The 21,850-nt window shown below is 45.7% G+C and carries 17 protein-coding genes; 7 read left to right on the top strand and 10 right to left on the bottom strand.

Features of this window, described 5'->3' with window-relative positions:
• Positions 1 to 104: 104 nt before the first annotated feature.
• From glnG to glnA, 4 genes are all read right to left on the bottom strand, one after another.
• The gene (gene glnG, locus ED652_RS08860; RefSeq protein ID WP_017107907.1) at positions 105 to 1,508 is read right to left on the bottom strand and encodes a nitrogen regulation protein NR(I); all 1,404 of its coding nucleotides are present in this window, start codon (positions 1,506 to 1,508) and stop codon (positions 105 to 107) included.
• Positions 1,509 to 1,618: 110 nt separating this feature from the next.
• On the bottom strand, positions 1,619 to 2,695 hold the full coding sequence (gene glnL / locus ED652_RS08865) for a nitrogen regulation protein NR(II) (protein WP_017109220.1): 1,077 nt from the start codon (positions 2,693 to 2,695) through the stop codon (positions 1,619 to 1,621).
• A gap of 168 nt (positions 2,696 to 2,863) precedes the next feature.
• Positions 2,864 to 3,421: a DUF4124 domain-containing protein gene (locus ED652_RS08870; protein ID WP_122054410.1), complete on the bottom strand. Its 558-nt coding sequence runs from the start codon at positions 3,419 to 3,421 to the stop codon at positions 2,864 to 2,866.
• Positions 3,422 to 3,817: 396 nt separating this feature from the next.
• Positions 3,818 to 5,227 carry a glutamate--ammonia ligase gene (gene glnA / locus ED652_RS08875; protein WP_017107904.1) on the bottom strand — a complete coding sequence of 470 codons (1,410 nt, stop codon included), beginning with the start codon at positions 5,225 to 5,227 and terminating at the stop codon, positions 3,818 to 3,820.
• Between the two features lie 564 nt (positions 5,228 to 5,791).
• Here glnA and typA point away from each other — a divergent pair.
• On the top strand, positions 5,792 to 7,624 hold the full coding sequence (gene typA / locus ED652_RS08885; RefSeq protein WP_017107903.1) for a translational GTPase TypA: 1,833 nt from the start codon (positions 5,792 to 5,794) through the stop codon (positions 7,622 to 7,624).
• A 312-nt stretch (positions 7,625 to 7,936) separates the two neighbouring features.
• Here typA and ED652_RS08890 read toward each other — a convergent pair whose 3' ends face one another.
• Both ED652_RS08890 and ED652_RS08895 read right to left on the bottom strand, forming a co-directional pair.
• Entirely contained in the window at positions 7,937 to 8,467 is a 531-nt protein-coding gene (locus ED652_RS08890) for an AAA family ATPase (RefSeq protein WP_122054411.1), read from the bottom strand.
• A 20-nt stretch (positions 8,468 to 8,487) separates the two neighbouring features.
• Complete coding sequence (locus tag ED652_RS08895; RefSeq protein WP_017107901.1) at positions 8,488 to 9,129, bottom strand: DUF2959 domain-containing protein; 642 nt, start codon at positions 9,127 to 9,129, stop codon at positions 8,488 to 8,490.
• Positions 9,130 to 9,334: 205 nt separating this feature from the next.
• Here ED652_RS08895 and ED652_RS08900 point away from each other — a divergent pair, with 205 nt between their 5' ends.
• From ED652_RS08900 to ED652_RS08910, 3 genes are read left to right on the top strand one after another with little or no spacing between them, the layout of a single operon-like run.
• Positions 9,335 to 10,276, top strand: a complete 942-nt coding sequence (locus tag ED652_RS08900) for a virulence factor BrkB family protein (RefSeq protein WP_017109217.1) — start codon at positions 9,335 to 9,337, stop codon at positions 10,274 to 10,276.
• Positions 10,248 to 10,682 (top strand): D-aminoacyl-tRNA deacylase, encoded by a 435-nt coding sequence (gene dtd, locus ED652_RS08905; protein ID WP_004735590.1) that lies wholly within the window; start codon positions 10,248 to 10,250, stop codon positions 10,680 to 10,682. The genes ED652_RS08900 and dtd overlap by 29 nt, the downstream gene beginning before the upstream one ends.
• Before the next feature lie 16 nt (positions 10,683 to 10,698).
• Entirely contained in the window at positions 10,699 to 11,634 is a 936-nt protein-coding gene (locus tag ED652_RS08910; protein ID WP_122054413.1) for a bifunctional GNAT family N-acetyltransferase/hotdog fold thioesterase, read from the top strand.
• 47 nt (positions 11,635 to 11,681) lie between these two features.
• Here ED652_RS08910 and ED652_RS08915 read toward each other — a convergent pair whose 3' ends face one another.
• From ED652_RS08915 to hslR, 4 genes are all read right to left on the bottom strand, one after another.
• Positions 11,682 to 13,637, bottom strand: coding sequence for an AsmA family protein (locus tag ED652_RS08915; protein WP_174214626.1), 1,956 nt, complete (start codon positions 13,635 to 13,637; stop codon positions 11,682 to 11,684).
• Positions 13,638 to 13,806: 169 nt separating this feature from the next.
• Positions 13,807 to 15,432 carry a phosphoenolpyruvate carboxykinase (ATP) gene (gene pckA, locus ED652_RS08920; protein ID WP_065679099.1) on the bottom strand — a complete coding sequence of 542 codons (1,626 nt, stop codon included), beginning with the start codon at positions 15,430 to 15,432 and terminating at the stop codon, positions 13,807 to 13,809.
• A 337-nt stretch (positions 15,433 to 15,769) separates the two neighbouring features.
• Positions 15,770 to 16,663 carry an Hsp33 family molecular chaperone HslO gene (hslO, locus tag ED652_RS08925; protein ID WP_017109213.1) on the bottom strand — a complete coding sequence of 298 codons (894 nt, stop codon included), beginning with the start codon at positions 16,661 to 16,663 and terminating at the stop codon, positions 15,770 to 15,772.
• A gap of 18 nt (positions 16,664 to 16,681) precedes the next feature.
• Positions 16,682 to 17,068, bottom strand: coding sequence for a ribosome-associated heat shock protein Hsp15 (gene hslR / locus ED652_RS08930; protein ID WP_004735595.1), 387 nt, complete (start codon positions 17,066 to 17,068; stop codon positions 16,682 to 16,684).
• Positions 17,069 to 17,385: 317 nt separating this feature from the next.
• Here hslR and gspC point away from each other — a divergent pair, with 317 nt between their 5' ends.
• The 3 genes from gspC to gspE are packed head-to-tail and all read left to right on the top strand — an operon-like array spanning position 17,386 to position 21,850.
• Positions 17,386 to 18,282, top strand: a complete 897-nt coding sequence (gene gspC / locus ED652_RS08935; protein ID WP_122054417.1) for a type II secretion system protein GspC — start codon at positions 17,386 to 17,388, stop codon at positions 18,280 to 18,282.
• A 41-nt stretch (positions 18,283 to 18,323) separates the two neighbouring features.
• Complete coding sequence (gene gspD, locus ED652_RS08940) at positions 18,324 to 20,348, top strand: type II secretion system secretin GspD (protein ID WP_122054418.1); 2,025 nt, start codon at positions 18,324 to 18,326, stop codon at positions 20,346 to 20,348.
• Positions 20,348 to 21,850 (top strand): type II secretion system ATPase GspE, encoded by a 1,503-nt coding sequence (gene gspE / locus ED652_RS08945; protein WP_122054420.1) that lies wholly within the window; start codon positions 20,348 to 20,350, stop codon positions 21,848 to 21,850. Before gspD ends, gspE begins: the two co-directional genes overlap by 1 nt.

The raw sequence follows: 21,850 nt of genomic DNA on the forward strand, positions 1-21,850 counted from the left end.
AGCTACAACTTTAGTGAATGGCATACCTTAATTGTACCGACACTATTCAAACCAAGCGACCCTTTTTTTGGTTAAAAAGTAGCTGCATCGAAAGTCATATCAGGTCAGTACAGTTCTTTGAGTTTACGGGTTAGGGTGTTTCTTCCCCAGCCTAAAACCTTGGCTGCATCCTGTTTATGACCATTGGTATGGTTGAGTGCAGCCTCTAGCAGTATACGTTCAAACTCTGGCAGAGCATAAGTTAGCAGCTCCTTTTCTCCTGAATCAAGCGCACACTTTGCCCAATTAGCCAGCAGCTGCTGCCAGTTATCTCCGGTGCCTGAAGTGGTCACCACTTTCTCTTCCAATAATTCAGGAGGAAGATCCGAAGGTAATATTTCACTACCGCTGGCCATTACAGTGAGCCAACGACAAATATTTTCCAGCTGACGTACGTTACCTGGCCAATTCAGTTGATTGAGTTTTAGGATCGTCTCTGGGTGGAGTGTTTTTACTTCGACACCGAGCTCTTCGGCGGCAGAGGCTAAGAAGTGATGAGTCAGTTTCTCAATATCTTGCTTACGTTCACGCAGCGCAGGAATATGGATTCGAATCACATTCAGTCGATGGAAAAGGTCTTCACGGAAACCCCCTTCATGCACCAGTCTTTCTAAATCTTGGTGGGTTGCCGCGACGATACGTACATCAACCTTAACTGCAGAGTGACCGCCCACTCGGTAAAATTGGCCGTCCGACAAGACACGTAGCAAGCGGGTTTGAATATCAAGTGGCATATCACCAATCTCATCCAAAAACAGCGTGCCGCCGTTGGCTTGTTCAAAGCGCCCTTGGCGAACACTGTTGGCTCCGGTAAAGGCGCCTTTCTCGTGGCCAAACAGTTCGGATTCGATCAAGTCTTTAGGGATTGCTGCCATGTTGAGGGCAATGAATGGCTTCTTTGCTCTCGGGCTGTGGCGGTGCAAAGCGTGCGCGACTAACTCTTTACCCGTACCGGACTCTCCATTAATCAGAACAGAAATAGATGAACGAGATAGACGACCAATAGCGCGGAAAACTTCCTGCATCGCGGGTGCTTCACCGATAATTTCGGGTGCGTTGGTCTCTTCGGCAACTTCGCTGGCTTGTTCACGCTTCTGTTCTTGGCTGTGTGCGATGGCTCGTTCTACTAGGGTCAGTGTTTCATCAATATCAAACGGCTTAGGCAGATACTCAAAAGCCCCTTTCTGATAAGCATTCACCGCTGCGTCAAGGTCTGAGTGCGCGGTCATAATGATCACGGGTAGGTCGGGAGAGCGTTGATGAACCTGATGCAACAGCTCAATTCCGTCAATGCCAGGCATGCGAATGTCCGACACCAATACGTCTGGCGTTTCGCGTTCAAGCGCCAGCAGCACGCTCTCTGCGTCAGCAAATGTTTCGCACTTAATATCCGCAGATGACAGCGTCTTTTCTACGACCCAGCGTATAGAACTGTCGTCATCGACGACCCAAACGTATCCCTTACTCATAATTCAATTCCTTTGCAGCCAAATCTATTGTGATAATCATTGTTGTTTTTATTGTTCGGTATTCGTTGTTGCCGATGAGACGTTGTTTCCTGTGGGAATCAACGGTTTGCTTATATCGGCAAATAAATCGTGAATGTGGTATTACCTGGCCAGCTTTCAACGTCTATTTTTCCGTTGTGCTGATCGATCAGGTTTTGAGATATCGATAGCCCTAAGCCAGTGCCACCCTCGCGCCCACTCACCATTGGGTAAAAGAGGGTATCTTTTAACTCATCCGGGATGCCCGGACCGTTATCGCTGATCTCAATGCGAGCCGCGAGCTTGTGTCGCTTGCCATGAATATTGGCTTGATGCACCGTTCTGGTGCGGATGGTGATTTTACCGGACTCTTGCGCCTTCAAAATCTGTGCAGCGTTACTCACGATGTTTAGCATGGCTTGTTCAACTTGAGCTGAATCCATCATTATCGCCGGCAGGCTAGGGTCGTAATCTCTTTCTATGGCGAGTGTTGAGCCCGCTTCAAGCTCTACTAACTGTCGAACTTTTTCTAAAATTTGATGAAGGTTCTCTTCGGTTTTTTTGCCTGGTTTTTGTGGACCAAGAAGGCGGTCGACCAAGGCTCTCAAGCGATCGGCTTGTTCAATAATGATCTGTGTGTATTCATTGAGGGACTGATCGGGCAACATTTTTCCAAGCAGTTGCGCCGCTCCTCTTAAACCACCTAATGGATTTTTGATTTCATGGGCCAACCCGCGTACCAGTAGCTTCGCCGCTTGTTGTTGTGCGTGTTGGTTAAGCTCTTGGCTAAGTCGTCTTTGCTGGTCTATCTTGCGCATCTCCACTAGTAACAAGGTTTCACGCTGCCATGAGATAGGGCTTACGGTGACTTCTAACATTAGTGGGCGGTTGTCGACAACAAAGGTAACGTCGCTGTCTGTGATGCTTTGGCCACTTTGTAGAGGCTGAGTTAGAAGTGCTAAGTCGAGGGAAGCATGTTGAATTAACTGGCTTAGTGGGTGATCGACGATGCGTCTCGCGCTTTGAGAGAAGAGTTGTTCAGCCGCAGGGTTGGCGTATCGCACGAACAATTGCTCATCGAGCATCAAGGTCGCGGTCACCATATTGTCGAGAATGGCGTTGGAAAGATGATGTGTATCTATGCTGTCGCTTTGGGCTGATCGATTCACTATTTCGTCCTTGAACTGGTGTTTTTCTCACTGCACCAAATTGGTGCGTAGCTAAGTTCAAGTATGGCGCATATCAACCAGAAGCTAAAGATAATTCATCAGAGTCGCTGAAAGCTGCTTCGATTAGGTGAAAAGTAGAGGTAATTCAGTCTATTTTAACACATTGGCCTACTTGAGCGTCGCTCGATGTAAATACACGGTGACTGGACTAGTAGATGCAATAAGCTTGCCGCTTCTATGTGCTTGAATTGCAATGGTGTGAGTACCTCGATCGATGCCTTTCAATTCCCAAGTTGGCTGGGTTTGTGGAGCACCATAACGGCGGCCATCGAGCATTAATTGCAACTGCTCACCAATGCCTAGCTTGCGGTTGAGCTCGATTTGAATGGGGATTAATCCACGGTTGTTGCGGATGGTTTGATCATGAATGGGAGTCAGCATGGTAAGTGTTAGCTGAGCTGGTGCCTCGCGTTCCGTGGTTTTTGCTTTAGCTTTAGCTGGCGTTTTAGTTGTAGTTGATGCTGCAGCGTCAACAGGCGTTGAGGCCTCAAATTTAGGGGCTGGCGCTGACGCTTGTACATCAGGCAGGCGAAGAGATTTAGCACCTTGATCGGTTGGGGTATCACTAAAGTGGAGTACGCCATCTTCGTCTACCCAGGTATATACCGTTTGAGCAGAGCACGAGAATGCGACTGTTAACCCGATTAGGAACAGTATGTTTTTCATATCGTTAGCCTCTTTCCACCGTTAGGTGTTTTCACGTTTGGCGTTGGTTTTGTTATTGATTTTACTGTATTTATAGCAACAGCCTCTGAGGGCTTTTGTTTAATACCAATCACAGTAAGTTAATGTTCACAAATAGCGCAGGAAAAAGGCTTGAGAACGAGGCAGCCCTGCTCGGCAAAAAATAGTTTCGATAAGTAGTTATTCTACAATCAAAAATTCTAACGACGTTATCGAGTGTTTTAACAAGCTAGGGTGAGCAGTTATTTACTACGATTGGTATCGAATATGGTACGAGGAAGGAGAGGTAGGGAGAATAGAAAAAAGGCCCACCTGCGAGGCGAGCCTAATATTTTTCTAGAGTTTCTTACTTATTGCAGTAAGAAGACCGACTAAAAATTAAACTGAGTAGTACAGTTCAAACTCAAGTGGGTGTGTTGCCATGTTCACGCGTTGTACATCGTCAGATTTCAGTGTGATGTAAGAATCAATGAAGTCGTCAGAGAATACGCCGCCAGCTGTTAGGAACTCACGATCGGCGTCTAGAGCTTTAAGCGCTACTTCTAGAGATTCTGCAACTGTTGGGATTTCAGCCGCTTCTTCTGCAGGAAGGTCGTATAGATCTTTATCCATAGCTTCGCCTGGGTGGATCTTGTTCTTGATACCGTCAAGGCCAGCCATCAGCATTGCTGAGTAGCATAGGTATGGGTTAGCTGCTGGGTCACCAAAACGTAGCTCGATACGACGTGCTTTCGGGCTTGGTACTACTGGGATACGGATAGAAGCAGAACGGTTACGTGCTGAGTAAGCAAGCATTACCGGAGCTTCAAAGCCAGGTACAAGACGCTTGTACGAGTTTGTTGATGGGTTAGCAAATGCGTTGATTGCACGAGCGTGTTTGATTACACCACCGATGTAGTAAAGCGCCATTTCAGATAGGCCGCCGTACTTATCACCAGCAAACAGGTTAACGCCGTCTTTTGCTAGAGATTGGTGAACGTGCATACCAGAACCGTTATCACCAACTAGTGGTTTAGGCATGAATGTCGCTGTTTTACCAAATGCGTGAGCAACGTTGTGTACAACGTACTTGTAGATTTGAGTCTCATCCGCTTTTGTTGTTAGCGTGTTGAAGCGAGTTGCGATTTCGTTTTGACCCGCAGTTGCTACTTCGTGGTGGTGAGCTTCAACAACTAGACCCATCTCTTCCATTACTAGACACATTGCAGAACGGATGTCTTGAGAAGAATCTACAGGAGCTACTGGGAAGTAACCGCCTTTAACGCCAGGACGGTGACCTTTGTTACCGCCTTCGATGTCAGAACCTGTGTTCCAAGCTGCTTCTACGTCATCAATCTTGAAGAAAGAACCAGACATGTCATTTGAGAATTTAACATCATCAAATAGGAAGAATTCTGGCTCAGGACCGACTAGAACTGTATCTGCGATACCAGTAGAGCGTAGGTATTCTTCAGAACGTTTAGCGATTGAGCGAGGGTCACGGTCGTAGCCTTGCATTGTTGCAGGCTCAAGAATGTCACAACGGATGTTTAGCGTTGCGTCTTCTGTGAATGGGTCAAGAACTGCAGATGATGCGTCAGGCATCATTACCATGTCAGATTCGTTAATGCCTTTCCAACCTGCTACTGAAGAGCCGTCGAACATTTTACCTTCTTCAAAGAAGTCAGCGTCAACTTGGTGAGAAGGAATAGAGATATGCTGCTCTTTACCTTTTGTATCAGTAAAACGTAAGTCGATAAATTTAACTTCGTTCTCTTGGATCAGGGATAGTACATTTTCTACTGACATCTTGGATAACCTCCAGTGTTATTAATTCGGTATTAGCTCGATTCGGTTGAAACCAGCATTGATTAATGTCTGTATGTGCATTAATCGATGCTGATTTATCTATAGCCAAAAGCGTGCCAAAAAAATTATTCCATTAATTTCAATTGCTTAGTCGTTTTTGTTTGCGTTTATCTTTGAGTTTTGCACCAAAATGATCTCTGCCTGCACTGTGTTGGTGCAATGCGCTTGATGTGCACCAATATGATGAATCACAAACGAATACCATTCAGCAACGAATTGAGTACGTTGTCAATCCACTTTTCTTTTTCGGGGTAGATTTGGCTCGAAGTTAGCGCGCAATGATTTTAAAAATCGTACGAATTTAGCTGTTCTATACTGTATTGAATCGATGTTAAGCGAATATGAATCGCTAATAGAGAAAAAAGCCTTGGTTCAGATCACATATTTCTGGGTTTTTTTCTAAAATCTGGTATATTATTGACCGTTTTTTAAATCAAGCTAGCGGTTATTATCCAAACAATTGAGATAATTGACGGCTACCTTTTATGAGTGAATCGAGAATCCATGTCTACTCCACAGATTGATAAGTTAAGAAATATCGCGATCATCGCGCACGTTGACCACGGTAAAACGACTTTGGTTGATAAACTGCTACAACAGTCAGGCACTCTTGAGTCTCGTGGTGAAGCTGAAGAGCGTGTCATGGATTCGAATGACATCGAAAAAGAGCGTGGCATTACAATCCTTGCTAAGAACACAGCAATCAACTGGAATGATTACCGCATCAACATCGTAGATACTCCGGGACACGCGGACTTCGGCGGTGAAGTTGAGCGTATCATGTCTATGGTTGATTCAGTTCTTCTGATCGTAGATGCAGTTGACGGCCCAATGCCTCAAACTCGTTTCGTAACGCAAAAAGCATTCGCACACGGCCTTAAGCCAATCGTTGTTATCAACAAGATTGACCGTCCTGGTGCTCGTCCTGATTGGGTTATGGATCAAGTATTCGACCTTTTCGACAACCTAGGTGCTACTGATGAGCAACTAGACTTTACTGTTGTTTACGCTTCAGCTCTAAACGGTTGGGCAACAATGGAAGAAGGCGCAGTTGGCACAGACATGGAACCACTGTTCCAAGCTGTTGTTGATACAGTAGAAGCGCCTGCAGTTGACCTTGACGGTCCACTACAAATGCAAATTTCGCAACTTGATTACAGCTCTTACGTAGGTGTTATCGGTGTTGCTCGTGTTACTCGTGGTTCGGTTAAGCCAAACCAACAAGTAACTATCGTGAATGCTGAAGGCAAGAAACGTAACGGTAAAGTAGGTACTGTACTTGGTTACCTAGGTCTTGAGCGTCACGAAGTAGAACAAGCTAACGCTGGCGACATCATTGCAATCACTGGTCTTGGTGAGCTGAAAATTTCAGACACTATCTGTGACGTAAACAATGTTGAAGCAATGGAACCACTGTCTGTTGATGAACCAACAGTAACAATGACTTTCCAAGTAAACACTTCTCCGTTCGCGGGTAAAGAAGGTAAGTTTGTAACTTCACGTAACATCCTTGAGCGTCTTGAAAAAGAATTGGTTCATAACGTTGCACTACGTGTTGAAGAAACTGAAAGTCCAGACCGTTTCCGCGTATCAGGCCGTGGTGAGCTTCACCTTTCTATCCTGATCGAAAACATGCGTCGTGAAGGTTTCGAGCTAGCAGTATCTCGTCCAGAAGTAATCATCAAAGAAGAAGATGGTCAGAAGATGGAACCGTTCGAAACGGTTACTATCGATGTAGTTGAAGAGCACCAAGGTGCGATCATGGAAAGCATCGGTTTACGTAAGGGTGAGCTAACAGATATGGCACCAGATGGTAAAGGCCGTGTTCGCATGGACTTCATGATGCCTTCTCGTGGTCTTATCGGTTTCCAAACTGAATTCCTTACAATGACGTCTGGTTCTGGTCTTATTTACCACTCGTTCGATCATTACGGTCCTTACAAAGGCGGTATCATTGGTCAGCGTAACAACGGTGTTCTAATCTCGAACGCAACGGGTAAAGCTCTTACTTACGCTCTATTCTTCCTTCAGGCTCGTGGTCGTCTATTCACAGAGCACGCTGATGAAGTTTATGAAGGTCAAGTAATCGGTATTCACAACCGTTCAAACGACCTGACAGTAAACTGTCTAAAAGGTAAGCAACTAACGAACGTTCGTGCATCTGGTACTGATGAAGCACAAGTTCTTTCTCCACCGATCAAGCACACTCTAGAGCAAGCTCTTGAGTTTATCGATGAAGATGAACTAGTAGAAGTAACGCCACTTAACGTACGTATCCGTAAGAAACTTCTTACTGAAAACGAACGTAAGCGTGCAGCACGTCCAGCTAAGGCTTAATTGCCAGCTGACTAGCTTCTAGCTAAGTAGATAAGAAAGCCCCGAGTAGTCTAGCTGCTCGGGGCTTTTGTTTTATGTGGTGTTGGAGTAGATACGGGTAAACGAGATGCGTGATTCGAAGAGCGTGTTCCATATCAATGCATCGAATCGTTGTTCCAGAATCTTTCTTTTAAGGCATCCAAGAGATTCCCTATCATGCTCGTTCTTTACTGTAGGGAATGACGGAAGTTTGCTTAGATTCGAGTAAACGAGATACGAAGAGCGTTCAAGTATTCGTCATCCTCAAGAGGGAGGAACGACCGAGTTGGGGATCTAGCTTTTGATACCGAGGAGGCTTTTAACAAATAGAGCCCGTTCATCGACTGGCAAAAACGGCACTTCAACAACCTCATAGCTAAGCTCTTGGTAGACTCTGACTAACGCGTGGTGAATCTCTAGTGCTTCTTCAAACGGATAAGGGCGCACTTCATCTTGAACATAGATAGAAGCTTCAGGGCGGCAGAATAGGACTTGAGAGTGATAGCCTTGACTCGCTTCTCGGTAGTTATCATCAACCTCAAGGTTCGCCTGAGCTAAGTAACCACAGATATCTGGAATCGCACGGTCAAGAAACGCAACCGGATGCTGATTTGCCTGTTCCTTTTGCTCATTCATGATAGTGAGACACAGGCGAGCAAAGCCCGGAAGATCTAACCAAGGTAAGATACCGTTCTCAAGTTGGCTCTGCTGTTCTATCAACTGGCGAGAGGATTCAGCGAAGGTTGGGTAACCCATGTCACCCAAGGCGTTAATCAGCGTTGTTTTTCCGGCTCCGGGACCGCCAGTAATAATGATAGGCTGCATGGTGTTGTATCTCTGAAGCGCTACTTCTGGTTCAGTTGAGCTAAGAACTTATCCGATTCTGCTATCGCCGCATTCATCTGTTCTATCGCGTAGGCGATGTCTTTTTCTAAGCTCATAAACTCTCCCTGCAATGAACCAACGGCACTCGCATTGAGGTTGTGCTTGAGATAAAGCGTGTTGTCGCGAAGAGTGTTGAGTACCGGGTCCATTTTCTTCTCAGCTCTTTTCATCGCTGACAGCATGGTTTGGTAAGACGATTTGGTTTCACGCAGCTTTTTCTCACTTGATCGACGCAGTGAATCACTGGTGTAGAGATCTAACTCACCCTGCCACTCTTCAAATAGCGCATCGGACACATCTTCAATCGCAGCAATGCGGTCACTGACATTTTGTGCGGCTTTCTCACTGTCTTGGTATTTATCATTAATCTTGTTGTACATGTCTTCAAGGTCGCCACCACTGAAGTTAGTCAGGCTACTCAAGGCTTCAAGTGCGCTGGTAAACTCTTCCTGAGCATCCTGCTGCGACTCCTTCGCGTCTTCTACTCTGTCGACCATAATGTCGCGTTTGTGGTAGCCCACTTGCTCCATAGCGGAGTAATAAGCTGACTGGCATCCAGTAAGAGTAAAAATAGAGAGGACTATAACTATTAAATAAGGCATCCTAGTTTCCTATAGTTAAATAATATCAATCGTAGTAAATAACCGCTCAACCTAGCTTGTTAAAATGCTCGATAACGGCGTTAGAATTTTTGATTGTAGAATAACTACTTATCAAAAAACTCTGCCTTGTTCTCAAGCCTTTTTCCTACGCTATTTTTGAACATTTACTTACTGTGATTAATACAACGGAATATTAATTAGGACTATGAACGAGTTACAAGGGAGTTACAAGTTGAAGATAAAAAAGGTCGCTACACTCAGTATTCAGTTTTCTCGCTATCTTTTGGCGCGAATGACGCACGATAGAGTCAACGTGAATGCGGGCTATTTGGCGTACATTACCTTGCTCTCGATCGTACCGATGTTGACGGTTCTGCTCTCTATCTTGTCGTCATTCTCCATCTTTGCTGATGTCGGTATCGTGATTCAAAACTTCGTCATTACCAACTTTGTTCCAGCGTCAGGGGATGCGGTGCACGGCGCTTTGTTAGAGTTCGTTGCCAATACCGGTAAGATGACGGCGGTCGGTAGTGTGTTTTTATTCATTGCAGCGCTGATGTTGATCTCCAATATCGATAAGAACCTAAACTACATCTGGCGTGTTAATGAGAAGCGTCGTGCAGTGTTGTCTTTCTCTATGTACTGGATGGTGTTAACGCTTGGACCTATTTTGGTCGGTGCGAGTATTGCTGCTACCTCTTATGTGACATCCTTAAGCTTGCTACAAAACGAAGTTGTCTCTGGCGCCTTTAATACCGTGATTCGCAAACTTCCTTTGATTCTCTCTTTCTTTGCGTTCTTCGGTTTGTACCTGCTGGTTCCCAACAAAAAGATACACTTTTCTCATGCAGCTGCGGGTTCCCTGGTTGCGGCTCTGCTGTTCGAACTCAGTAAGAAAGGTTTTGCAGCCTACATTACGCAATTCCCTTCTTATCAGTTGATTTATGGCGCATTAGCGGCGATTCCGATTCTTTTTGTCTGGGTGTATTTGTGTTGGTTGATCGTGCTGGTGGGTGCCGAGGTGACCGCTGCTCTTGGTGAGCACGAACAGTGGAGTGACCCGCAAGAAATGGTACACTCAACGGATAACGACAAAATTACAGAGCAAGGAAACAACAGTGATAGCACTGATCCAGAGAGTAAGTGAAGCTGCCGTCCGTGTTGATGGCGAAGTAGTGGGTGAGATTGAGCAAGGCTTATTGGTTCTGTTAGGTGTAGAAAAAGGTGATGACGAAGCCAAAGCCAAACGTTTGATGGAACGAGTGACCACTTATCGTGTCTTTGGAGATGAGGACGATAAAATGAACCTCAACGTGAAGCAGGTAGAAGGTAAGGTATTAGTGGTGTCTCAATTCACTCTGCCAGCCGATACCAAGAAAGGCACGCGAGCGGGCTTTTCTCGTGGTGCTCACCCTGAAGATGCTGAGCGTCTTTACAACTATTTCTCAGACCAATGTGAATCAGTGTTGCCAACGGAACGTGGTCGATTCGCAGCCGACATGAAAGTGTCTTTGGTTAATGATGGCCCAGTGACATTCTGGCTGCAGGTTTAGGCTTAAAGGAATAAGCATGTTTAAACTCATAACCCCAACCACCGAAAATCAGTTAAATAAGTATTACCATTTTCGTTGGCAGATGCTCCGTGAACCTTGGCGAATGCCGGTAGGTTCAGAGCGCGATGAATATGATCCAATGAGTCACCATCGCATGATTGTTGATGGTCGAGGTCATCCGATGGCGATTGGTCGTCTGTATATCACTCCTGATCTAGAAGGTCAGATCCGTTACATGGCGGTAAAGAACTCTCGCCGTAGTAAAGGTATGGGTTCGTTGATTCTAGTCGCGCTTGAGTCATTGGCTCGTCAAGAGGGCGCAAAGCGCTTGGTGTGTAATGCACGTGAAGATGCGATCTCATTCTACGAGAAGAATGACTTTGAGCGTCGTGGTGAGATTAACGACCAACGCGGCCCTGTGCGTCACCAACAGATGGTTAAGCAACTTGACCCAATGGCTGATGTATTGCGTAAGCCTGAATGGTGTAACGAACTTCAGCAACGCTGGGAACACCAGATCCCGATCAGTGACAAGATGGGCATCAAGATAAACCAATACACAGGTTACCAATTTGAGTGTAGCGCTCAGCTGAATCCTAATCTGAACCCTCACAACACCATGTTTGCAGGCTCTGCCTTTACTTTAGCGACCTTAACCGGTTGGGGTATGACTTGGTTATTGATGAAAGAGCGTGGCCTGACGGGTGATATCGTGTTGGCAGATAGCAATATTCGTTACCGTCATCCGGTTGAGCAAAATCCAGTTGCATCCACGTCATTGGATGGGATCAGTGGAGATTTAGATCGCCTCGCGTCTGGCAGAAAGGCTCGTATCATCATTCATGTGACCATTAACAGTGGCGATGTGGAAGCGGTTGAGTTTACAGGAACCTATATGCTGATCCCTGATTATAAAAAGATACTCTCGACAGATTCTAATGTGAGCGAATAGCCCACATCTAGCACTCGGTTGATTTGGTAAGATATTGATTAAAAGCGCTACTCCTGTGGAGTGGCGCTTTTTTGTTGGCAGTCATTAATCTCAGAATATTCAATTTGGTCAAGCTTTCCTGAGATTTGGTGGCATGGGTCGGAAAGGGAAATAGAGAGAGTGTGTTGCTCGGTTTTGAGCAAGTCGAGTTCTCCAGAAACTTCACCATTTAACGTTTGAACCCTTTGCGAACCTTCTTCTGTAGCCGATGCACCAATAATGTGCATTGGTTCGAGTGTGAAACGTCCGCGGTCAAAACTGGCATTGAGCTCTGGGATCTCAAACACGTTATCAGTCGATGTTTCAGAAAGTTTGTCGTTGAAGGTCATCACGCCTTGGCGAACGCTGCCTGTGAGTTGGCCAGTCGTTGAGTAGCCGAGCATCAGCGAGTCGCCGTATAAACCTGCGGCTTGAAGTTCGAATTCACCATAACCGGTTGCATCAAGCGGTAATTCCAGTTGTTGCAATATTGGCGAGATAGGCAAGCCATCGGCAGAGATATCTATACTCCACGGCTTGCTGATTTGGTTAAAGTCGAGAGTAGCATTCGCTTCAATATAGCCATTCTTTAATGGTGCAAATAGGCGTGTCAGCGTCCATTTTCCTTGCTCGCTATTCATTTCAACTACAGGCTGAGCGCTGAGAATATTTTGGTAGCTGGCATCATTGGCGCTGGCCATTAACTTGCCTTGCCACAAGCCTAGCTTTCTATCTTGCAGCAGTTGAACCTGATGCCCCTCGACATGAAGCCCTGAGACCTGCCAGTAAGGTTTTTTTGCGAGTTGGATGAGTTGGCTACGCTCTATGTTTAGTCGATGAATAGAGGCTTGCTGTAGCTGTGTAAGCCAAGGGATTAAACGAGTGGCCGGTAGGTTTTCACCTTGGCTTTCAGTAATCCATTTTATGCCCTGAACATCAAGTTGTGCGAGTTCAACTGAGCTTGGTGTTACCGTCCCGTTCATTTGGATACTGCCTTGTCGCCATTGCGTATAGAAATCCTCAATCAGGATCTGTTCCGGTTGAAGGTTTAACTGAATACTCGGGTCGACAAACAAGTCATCATCGATGGTGACGCCTTCTGCTTGTAGGGAAAAGGTGGCTTGTTGTTGCTGCCACAGCTGAAACGGTAACTGAACATTTTCTAATGAAGCATCGAAGCCAGCTAAGTGGCCACTTTTCCATTCAACATCGCTGCGCAAGATATCTAAACTGTTGATGTGGTTTATCTGAATACCTGCTCCATCCCATTTTTTGCTCAAGAGGCTTTGGGTCTGTATCTCGTTGAGTCGCAGGCCGTCGATGGTAATATTCACTAATGACCAATCATGTTTATATTGCTCTGCTTGTCCGGAAATTTTGGCGCCACGCCAGTCAAATGAAGCGCCATATAGGGTGCTGTCACTCGGTTTAAGGTCTAGGTCAATCAACAGGTTATCAAACGCTTCGCCTTGCCAATACAGCTGCGAGGCTGAGAGTTGGGTTTTGCCATAGGGTAGTAGTGAGTTGCTGTCGTCCCATGTTGGATCTGAAATCTGGAGGTCGATGCCTCGTGCATTAAAGTCCGCGGTCGAAAAATCTAGATTATTGATCGCCAGCTGACGTAGCTTGAGGTTTGGTTGGGTAAGCACTGATGTGAGAGTGTCCAGATCGTCGGCTTCTAACTGCAGGCCACTGATCAATACAGAGTCCAACACTAGCTTAGCTTCAAGAACAGAGTCTGGGCTGAACCAGATATCGATCTTGTCGATATACAGAGGTGGTTGTTTTTCAGATTGGCTTTGGGTAATGCCCATTAAGGTGATGTGATAAGGCGCCTGATACTCAACATCTTCAATGAGCACAGGTTGTTCAATCGCATGTTTGATAAAAAAGTTAGCAACATCCGCACGGTATTGGGTCTGCAGGCTTAATAGCAACGCTGCGATAGTTGCAACGGCAATAGCCAACACAATGCCGAACACCATGAATACCTTTTTCATTCCCTGAAAGCCTTAAATTTCAATCGTCTCAAAACAGAGTGGAACAAAAAGGGTCAAGCATCAACAAAAAAGCCCCTCAAAAGAGGGGCTTGCTACAAAAATATCATTTTAAATTGGGCGTTCGCTTTTGGCTAAGCCCGAGCAGATGGTTGGATTAGTCCAGTTGAGGACCAGCGGCAACCAGTGACTTACCTTCAGCGTTGTCTGTGTACTTATCAAAGTTGTTGATGAAGCGTTCTGCTAGATCTTTCGCTTTGCTTTCCCATTGTAGTGGGTCAGTGTACGTGTCGCGTGGGTCAAGAATCGCTGGGTCAACATCGTGCAACGCTAGCGGTACTTCTAGGTTAAACATAGGGATAACCTTAGTCTCAGCTTGGTCGATTGAGCCATCTAGGATAGCGTCGATGATGCCACGAGTATCTTGGATTGAGATACGTTTGCCTGTGCCATTCCAACCTGTGTTCACTAAATAAGCTTCAGCGCCAGCTGCTTCCATACGCTTCACAAGTACTTCAGCGTACTGAGTTGGGTGAAGAGTTAAGAATGCCGCACCAAATGCTGCAGAGAACGTTGGTGTTGGTTCAGTAATACCACGCTCAGTGCCCGCTAGTTTCGCAGTGAAGCCAGATAGGAAGTGGTACTTCGTTTGCTCTGGAGTCAGTTTAGAAACGGGTGGTAGTACACCGAATGCATCAGCCGTTAGGAAGATAACCTTTTGTGCATGACCGGCTTTTGATACAGGCTTAACGATGTTGTCGATGTGGTGAATCGGGTAAGAAACACGAGTGTTCTCTGTTTTTGAACCGTCATCAAAATCGATAGAGCCATCACCACGAACCGTTACGTTTTCTAACAGTGCATCACGACGGATTGCATTGTAGATTTCTGGTTCTGCTTCTTTAGATAGACGAATGGTTTTCGCGTAACAACCGCCTTCAAAGTTGAAGATACCATCGTCATCCCAACCGTGCTCATCATCACCGATTAGCTCACGTTTAGGATCCGTTGATAGGGTTGTTTTACCTGTGCCTGATAGACCGAAGAATATCGCTACATCGCCTTCTTCACCGACGTTAGCACTACAGTGCATTGAAGCAATGCCTTGCAGAGGAAGTAGGTAGTTCATCATTGCGAACATGCCTTTCTTCATCTCACCGCCGTACCAAGTACCACCGATGATTTGAACGCGCTCTGTTAGGTTGAAAGCAACGAAGTTTTCAGAGTTTAGACCCTGCTTTTCCCAGTTAGGGTTAGTTGTTTTAGCACCGTTCATTACCACGAAATCAGGTTCGAACGTTGCTAGCTCTTCATCAGTTGGACGAATGAACATGTTCTTAACGAAGTGCGCTTGCCACGCTACTTCAGTGATAATACGCACACTTAAACGCGTATCTGGGTTAGCACCACAATAACCGTCGATGACAAACAGGCGCTTGCCAGATAGCTGAGTTGTCACAAGCTCTTTCAGCTCACTCCATACTTCAGTTGTAATCGGTTTGTTGTCATTTTTGCCTTGATCTGACCACCACATGGTATCGCGCGTAGTGTCATCTTTAACAATGTACTTATCTTTTGGTGAGCGGCCAGTAAAGATACCAGTGTCAACCGCAACAGAGCCTAGTTCCGTTACTACGCCTTTTTCGTAGCCTTCCAAACCTGGCAGTGTCTCTTCAACGAATAACTGCTCGTAGCTAGGATTACGAAGAACTTCAGTAACGCCAGTCAGTCCGTGCTTAGTTAGATCAATTTGTGCAGCCTTAGTATGTTCCATAACGGTCATAGGTGCTCCTTGTAGGATATTTTGTAGGGATTTTGTATTAATTTTTTATTGTTATCTGCTCACCATGCTAGCAACGAGACTCTGGGGAAACAGGGATACAGCTCAAAAAGTATCCATATTAATCTTGGGGTTTTAAGCGTCTCGTCACATATTGGCCTAACTAGTCTATCCTGTACGCAAACCTTTGCGCTAGGGGCGAGAACATTATTAATTGATTAAAATTAAGCGGTGATTTTATTACGAGATGTTACGGGCTTTGCGCTATTTTGATCACAAAAAAGGCCAGCTGAGTGCTGACCTTTGTAGGGTAAATTACGTGTTTTTGGTACGCTGTAAATTAATGAACCGTATTGTCGCCTTTATCTGCTGCTTCTGCGTACAGTGCGTCAACGTCGTTCTTGTCAAACGAGTAGTTTGTGCCACAGTAATCGCAGTGAAGAGCCACACTTCCTTCAGTGCTGATGATGTCGTAGATCTCTTCTTGAGCCACAGTAATGATAGCGGCACCACTACGTTGACGAGAACAACCACAGAAGAACTCAACCGGTTGTGGGGTAAATACCTGAACCTTCTCTTGGTTGTATAGACGGTACAACAGGTCGTTCGCTTCTAGAGAGAACAACTCTTCATTTTTTACGGTGTCAGTTAACTGCTCTAGGTGTTCGAAGTCATCTGGCGTACCAGTACCGTCAGGCATAACCTGCAGAAGCATACCAGCAGCGTGTGCTTTCCCTTCATGTTCACCCGTGCGCAGCCATAGACGAGTCTTTAGCTGTTCAGAGTTTGCGAAGTAACCTTCAAGTACTTCAGCAAGCGTGTCACCTTCAAGACCAACGATGCCTTGGTAACGCTCACCTTTTTTAGGATCGATAGTGATCACTAGGTGGCCTTTACCCATCAGGTCGTGCAGGCCTGCGTCGTCAGCAATGTCACCGTCAAAGCGAGCAACACCACGGATCTTCTGATCGTTATCGCCATTAATAACAGCGAGAGATACTGGGCCATCACCTTGCAGTTGCATCGTGATAGAGCCTTCAAACTTTAGAGTCGCCGTTAGTAGCGTCGTTGAAACCAGTAGCTCACCCAACAGCTTTTGTACTGGCGCTGGGTATTCCTTGCTAGAAATAATCTGTTGGTACGCTTCGTCCATTTGTACCAATTCACCACGTACTGATAGGTCTTCAAATAGGTAGCGATTTAAAACATTACTTGTAGACATTGGGTCTGCCATTTGGCTATTCCTTCTAGCTTATTGAGTCTTGAACTTGATGATGTCACGACGTTGCTTTTTGTCTGGGCGACGTTCTGGTGCTGGGCTATGAGCATTAAGCTTGCGCTGTTGTGCAAACTCTTCTCTTTTTGCCAAGCTTTCGGTGGTTTCTTCATAGAGTGTCTGAGCGACTGGCGCCCCGCCACGGTGTGCGGATATTTTCTCTATGGTGACCGTCTTTTCTTCATTACCTTGGCGCAGAGTAATTACTGCACCAAGTTCTACGATTTTGCTGGGTTTGCTGCGCTGACCATTATAGTGGACTTTGCCACCATCGACCATGTTGCGAGCAATTGAACGAGTCTTATAAAAGCGTGCTGCCCACAACCATTTATCGAGTCTGACAGCTTCATTAGTCGTTTTCATATAGGACAGTGCCTTTTCAGTTAGAAATGAATGCGGTTTAACTGTTATTCACAGTATGCAACTTATTTTATTTAATGACGCTTATCACATTTAGTAGAAGCTTATGTGGAGGCGACAGGCTTTTTTTTCAAGGAAGATTACAAAATAGCTCAGGTAATGCCGATTTATAGATTTGCTATGATATAGTTCAGGATCTTATGCTTTTAATAAGCTGGAACAGAATTTATGAACAAAAAAGCTGATAGTTTAGTAGGTTACAGCTTTATTCGTTATAGAAAGGGTTAGGGAACGTGAACTTTTTAGAGCTCAAACTTCGCATGGATAACTCTCCGGTGCTGAGCCGATTTTTAGAGAATGGATTTTTACTCCAGCAGAAACTGAGCCTTGTTCTTTGTTGTGTGTTAATCGCAGCTTCCGCATGGATTTTAGGACAGCTTGCATGGTTTATTGAACCTGCTGAGCAAACCGTGGTGCCATGGGTAGCAACGGCTTCCTCGTCTTCAACGCCTCAATCGACTCTTGATATCTCTTCTTTGCAGCAGAGCAACATGTTTGGTGCTTATAACCCAACCACGCCTGCTGTGGTTGAGCAGCAAGTTATCCAAGATGCGCCAAAGACGCGACTGAATCTCGTTTTGGTGGGTGCAGTAGCCAGTTCTAATCCAAAACTGAGCTTGGCTGTGATTGCCAATCGCGGCACACAAGCGACCTACGGAATTAACGAAGAGATTGAAGGCACTAGAGCTAAGCTCAAGGCCGTATTAGTCGATCGTGTGATCATCGATAACTCTGGGCGAGACGAAACCCTGATGCTTGAAGGTGTTGAGTACAAGCGTTTGTCTGTATCAGCACCTGCGCCACCTCGTACCTCTTCTTCTGTGCGTGGCAACAACCCAGCTTCTGCAGAAGAGAAGCTAGATGAAATTAAAGCGAAGATAATGAAAGATCCGCAACAAATCTTCCAATATGTTCGACTGTCTCAGGTGAAACGCGACGATAAAGTGATTGGTTATCGTGTGAGCCCTGGCAAAGATTCAGAACTTTTTAACTCTGTTGGGCTCCAAAACGGAGATATTGCCACTCAGTTAAATGGACAAGACCTGACAGACCCTGCTGCTATGGGCAACATATTCCGTTCTATCTCAGAGCTGACAGAGCTAAACCTCGTCGTCGAGAGAGATGGTCAACAACATGAAGTGTTTATTGAATTTTAAAACTTTGCGTCTAACGAAGGACGAAAGTGTAGGAGAAGTACGTGAAGCATTGGTTTAAGAAAAGTGCATGGTTATTGGCAGGAAGCTTAATCTGCACACCCGCAGCCATCGCGAGTGATTTTAGTGCCAGCTTTAAAGGCACTGATATTCAAGAGTTTATTAATATTGTTGGTCGTAACCTAGAGAAGACGATCATCGTTGACCCTTCGGTGCGCGGAAAAATCGATGTACGCAGCTACGACGTACTCAATGAAGAACAATATTACAGCTTCTTCCTAAACGTATTGGAAGTGTATGGCTACGCGGTTGTCGAAATGGATTCGGGTGTTCTTAAGATCATCAAGGCCAAGGATTCGAAAACCTCGGCAATTCCAGTCGTTGGCGACAGTGACATGATCAAAGGTGACAATGTTGTCACACGTGTCGTGACCGTTCGTAATGTTTCAGTACGTGAACTTTCTCCTTTGCTTCGCCAGCTGAATGACAATGCAGGTGCGGGTAACGTTGTGCATTACGACCCTGCGAATATCATTCTAATTACTGGCCGTGCTGCGGTCGTAAACCGCTTAGCGGAAATCATCAAGCGTGTTGACCAAGCGGGTGACAAAGAGATTGAAGTCGTAGAGCTAAAGAATGCTTCTGCGGCAGAAATGGTACGTATCGTTGATGCGTTAAGCAAAACCACAGATGCTAAAAATACACCTGCCTTCCTACAACCTAAATTAGTTGCTGATGAGCGTACCAACGCGATTCTTATCTCAGGCGACCCTAAGGTACGTAGTCGTTTAAGAAGGCTGATTGAACAGCTTGATGTGGAAATGGCAACCAAGGGCAATAACCAAGTTATTTACCTTAAATACGCAAAAGCAGAAGATTTAGTTGATGTGCTGAAAGGCGTGTCGGACAACCTGCAATCAGAGAAGCAAACATCAAGCAAAGGCAGCTCATCGCAACGCAACCAAGTGATGATCTCCGCTCACAGCGATACCAACTCTCTGGTTATTACCGCTCAGCCGGATATTATGAACGCGCTGCAGGATGTGATCGCACAGTTGGATATTCGTCGTGCTCAAGTCTTGATTGAAGCCCTGATTGTCGAGATGGCAGAAGGTGACGGTGTTAATCTTGGTGTGCAATGGGGTAACCTAGAAACGGGTGCCATGATTCAGTACAGCAACACTGGTGCATCGATTGGCGGTGTGATGGTTGGTTTAGAAGAAGCGAAAGACACAACTTCTACCACTGCGGTATATGATGACCAAGGCAACTTTGTTCGAAATGAAACCACGACGGAAGAAGGTGACTACTCAACGCTAGCTTCTGCTCTTTCTGGTGTTAATGGCGCCGCAATGAGCGTAGTGATGGGTGACTGGACCGCCTTGATCAGTGCAGTAGCGACCGATTCAAATTCAAATATCCTATCTTCTCCAAGTATCACCGTGATGGATAACGGCGAAGCGTCATTCATTGTGGGTGAAGAGGTGCCTGTTCTAACCGGTTCTACAGCAGGCTCAAGCAACGACAACCCATTCCAAACGGTTGAACGTAAAGAGGTGGGTATCAAGCTGAAAGTCGTGCCACAAATCAATGAAGGTGACTCGGTTCAGCTACAAATAGAACAAGAAGTATCGAACGTATTAGGCGCAAACGGGGCTGTTGATGTTCGTTTTGCTAAGCGTCAGCTAAATACGTCAGTGATTGTTCAAGATGGTCAAATGCTGGTACTGGGTGGCTTGATTGACGAGCGTGCACTGGAAAGTGAATCTAAAGTACCATTCCTAGGCGATATCCCGGTTCTAGGGCACCTGTTCAAATCAACCAGTACTCAGGTTGAGAAAAAGAACTTAATGGTCTTCATCAAACCAACCATTATTCGTGATGGTATGACAGCCGATGGTATCACTCAGCGTAAATACAACTTCATCCGTGCTGAGCAGCTGTATAAATCAGAGCAGGGTCTGAAACTGATGGATGACGATAACATTCCGGTATTACCTAAATTTGGTGCAGAGATGAATCACCCGGCTGAAATTCAAGCCTTCATCGATCAAATGGAACAAGAATAATGGCTCAATTGGTAGGGGCGGCAAGTACTTATCAGCGCTTGCCGTTTAGCTTTGCGAATCGCTACAAGATGGTGTTGGAATATCAACATCCAGAGCGTGCACCGATACTTTATTATGTTGAGCCACTGAAATCGGCGGCGATCATTGAAGTAAGACGAGTTGTGAAGAATGGTTTCACGCCACAAGCGATCGGCGCAGACGAATTTGATAAAAAACTGACGGACGCTTATCAGCGTGACTCGTCAGAAGCTCGTCAGCTCATGGAAGACATTGGTGCTGATAGTGATGATTTCTTCTCACTAGCGGAAGAACTGCCTCAAGACGAAGACTTACTTGAATCAGAAGATGATGCACCAATCATCAAGTTAATCAATGCGATGCTGGGTGAGGCGATCAAAGAGGGTGCTTCGGATATACACATCGAAACCTTTGAAAAGTCACTTTGTATCCGTTTCCGTGTTGATGGTGTGCTGCGTGATGTTTTAGCGCCAAGCCGTAAACTGGCTCCGCTATTGGTTTCACGTGTCAAGGTTATGGCTAAACTGGATATTGCAGAAAAACGCGTGCCACAAGATGGCCGTATCTCTCTGCGTATTGGTGGCCGAGCGGTTGATGTTCGTGTTTCAACCATGCCTTCTTCGCACGGTGAGCGTGTGGTAATGCGTCTGTTGGACAAAAACGCCACTCGTCTAGACTTGCACAGTTTAGGTATGACAGCAGAAAACCATGAAAACTTCCGTAAGCTGATTCAGCGCCCACACGGCATTATCTTGGTGACCGGCCCGACAGGTTCAGGTAAATCGACGACCTTGTACGCTGGTCTGCAAGAACTCAACAGCAATGAACGAAACATTTTAACCGTTGAAGACCCGATCGAATTCGATATTGATGGCATTGGTCAAACACAAGTGAACCCTAAGGTTGATATGACCTTTGCGCGTGGTTTACGTGCCATTCTTCGTCAAGATCCTGATGTTGTTATGATTGGTGAGATCCGTGACTTGGAGACCGCAGAGATTGCTGTCCAGGCCTCTTTGACAGGTCACTTAGTTATGTCGACTCTGCATACCAATACTGCAGTCGGTGCGATTACACGTCTGCGTGATATGGGCATTGAACCTTTCTTGATCTCTTCTTCACTGCTGGGTGTTTTGGCTCAGCGCTTGGTTCGTACTTTATGTAAAGAATGTAAAGAACCTTATGAAGCCGATAAAGAGCAGAAGAAACTGTTTGGGTTGAAGAAGAAAGAAAGCTTGACGCTTTACCATGCCAAAGGTTGTGAAGAGTGTGGCCATAAGGGTTATCGAGGTCGTACTGGTATTCATGAGCTGTTGATGATTGATGACTCAGTACAAGAGCTGATTCACAGTGAAGCGGGTGAGCAGGCGATTGATAAAGCAATTCGTGGCACAACACCAAGTATTCGAGATGATGGCTTGAGCAAAGTTCTGAAAGGGGTAACGTCCCTAGAAGAAGTGATGCGCGTGACCAAGGAAGTCTAG

Source organism: Vibrio sp. Evd11, assembly GCF_900382755.1.
Lineage (GTDB): Bacteria > Pseudomonadota > Gammaproteobacteria > Enterobacterales > Vibrionaceae > Vibrio > Vibrio lentus.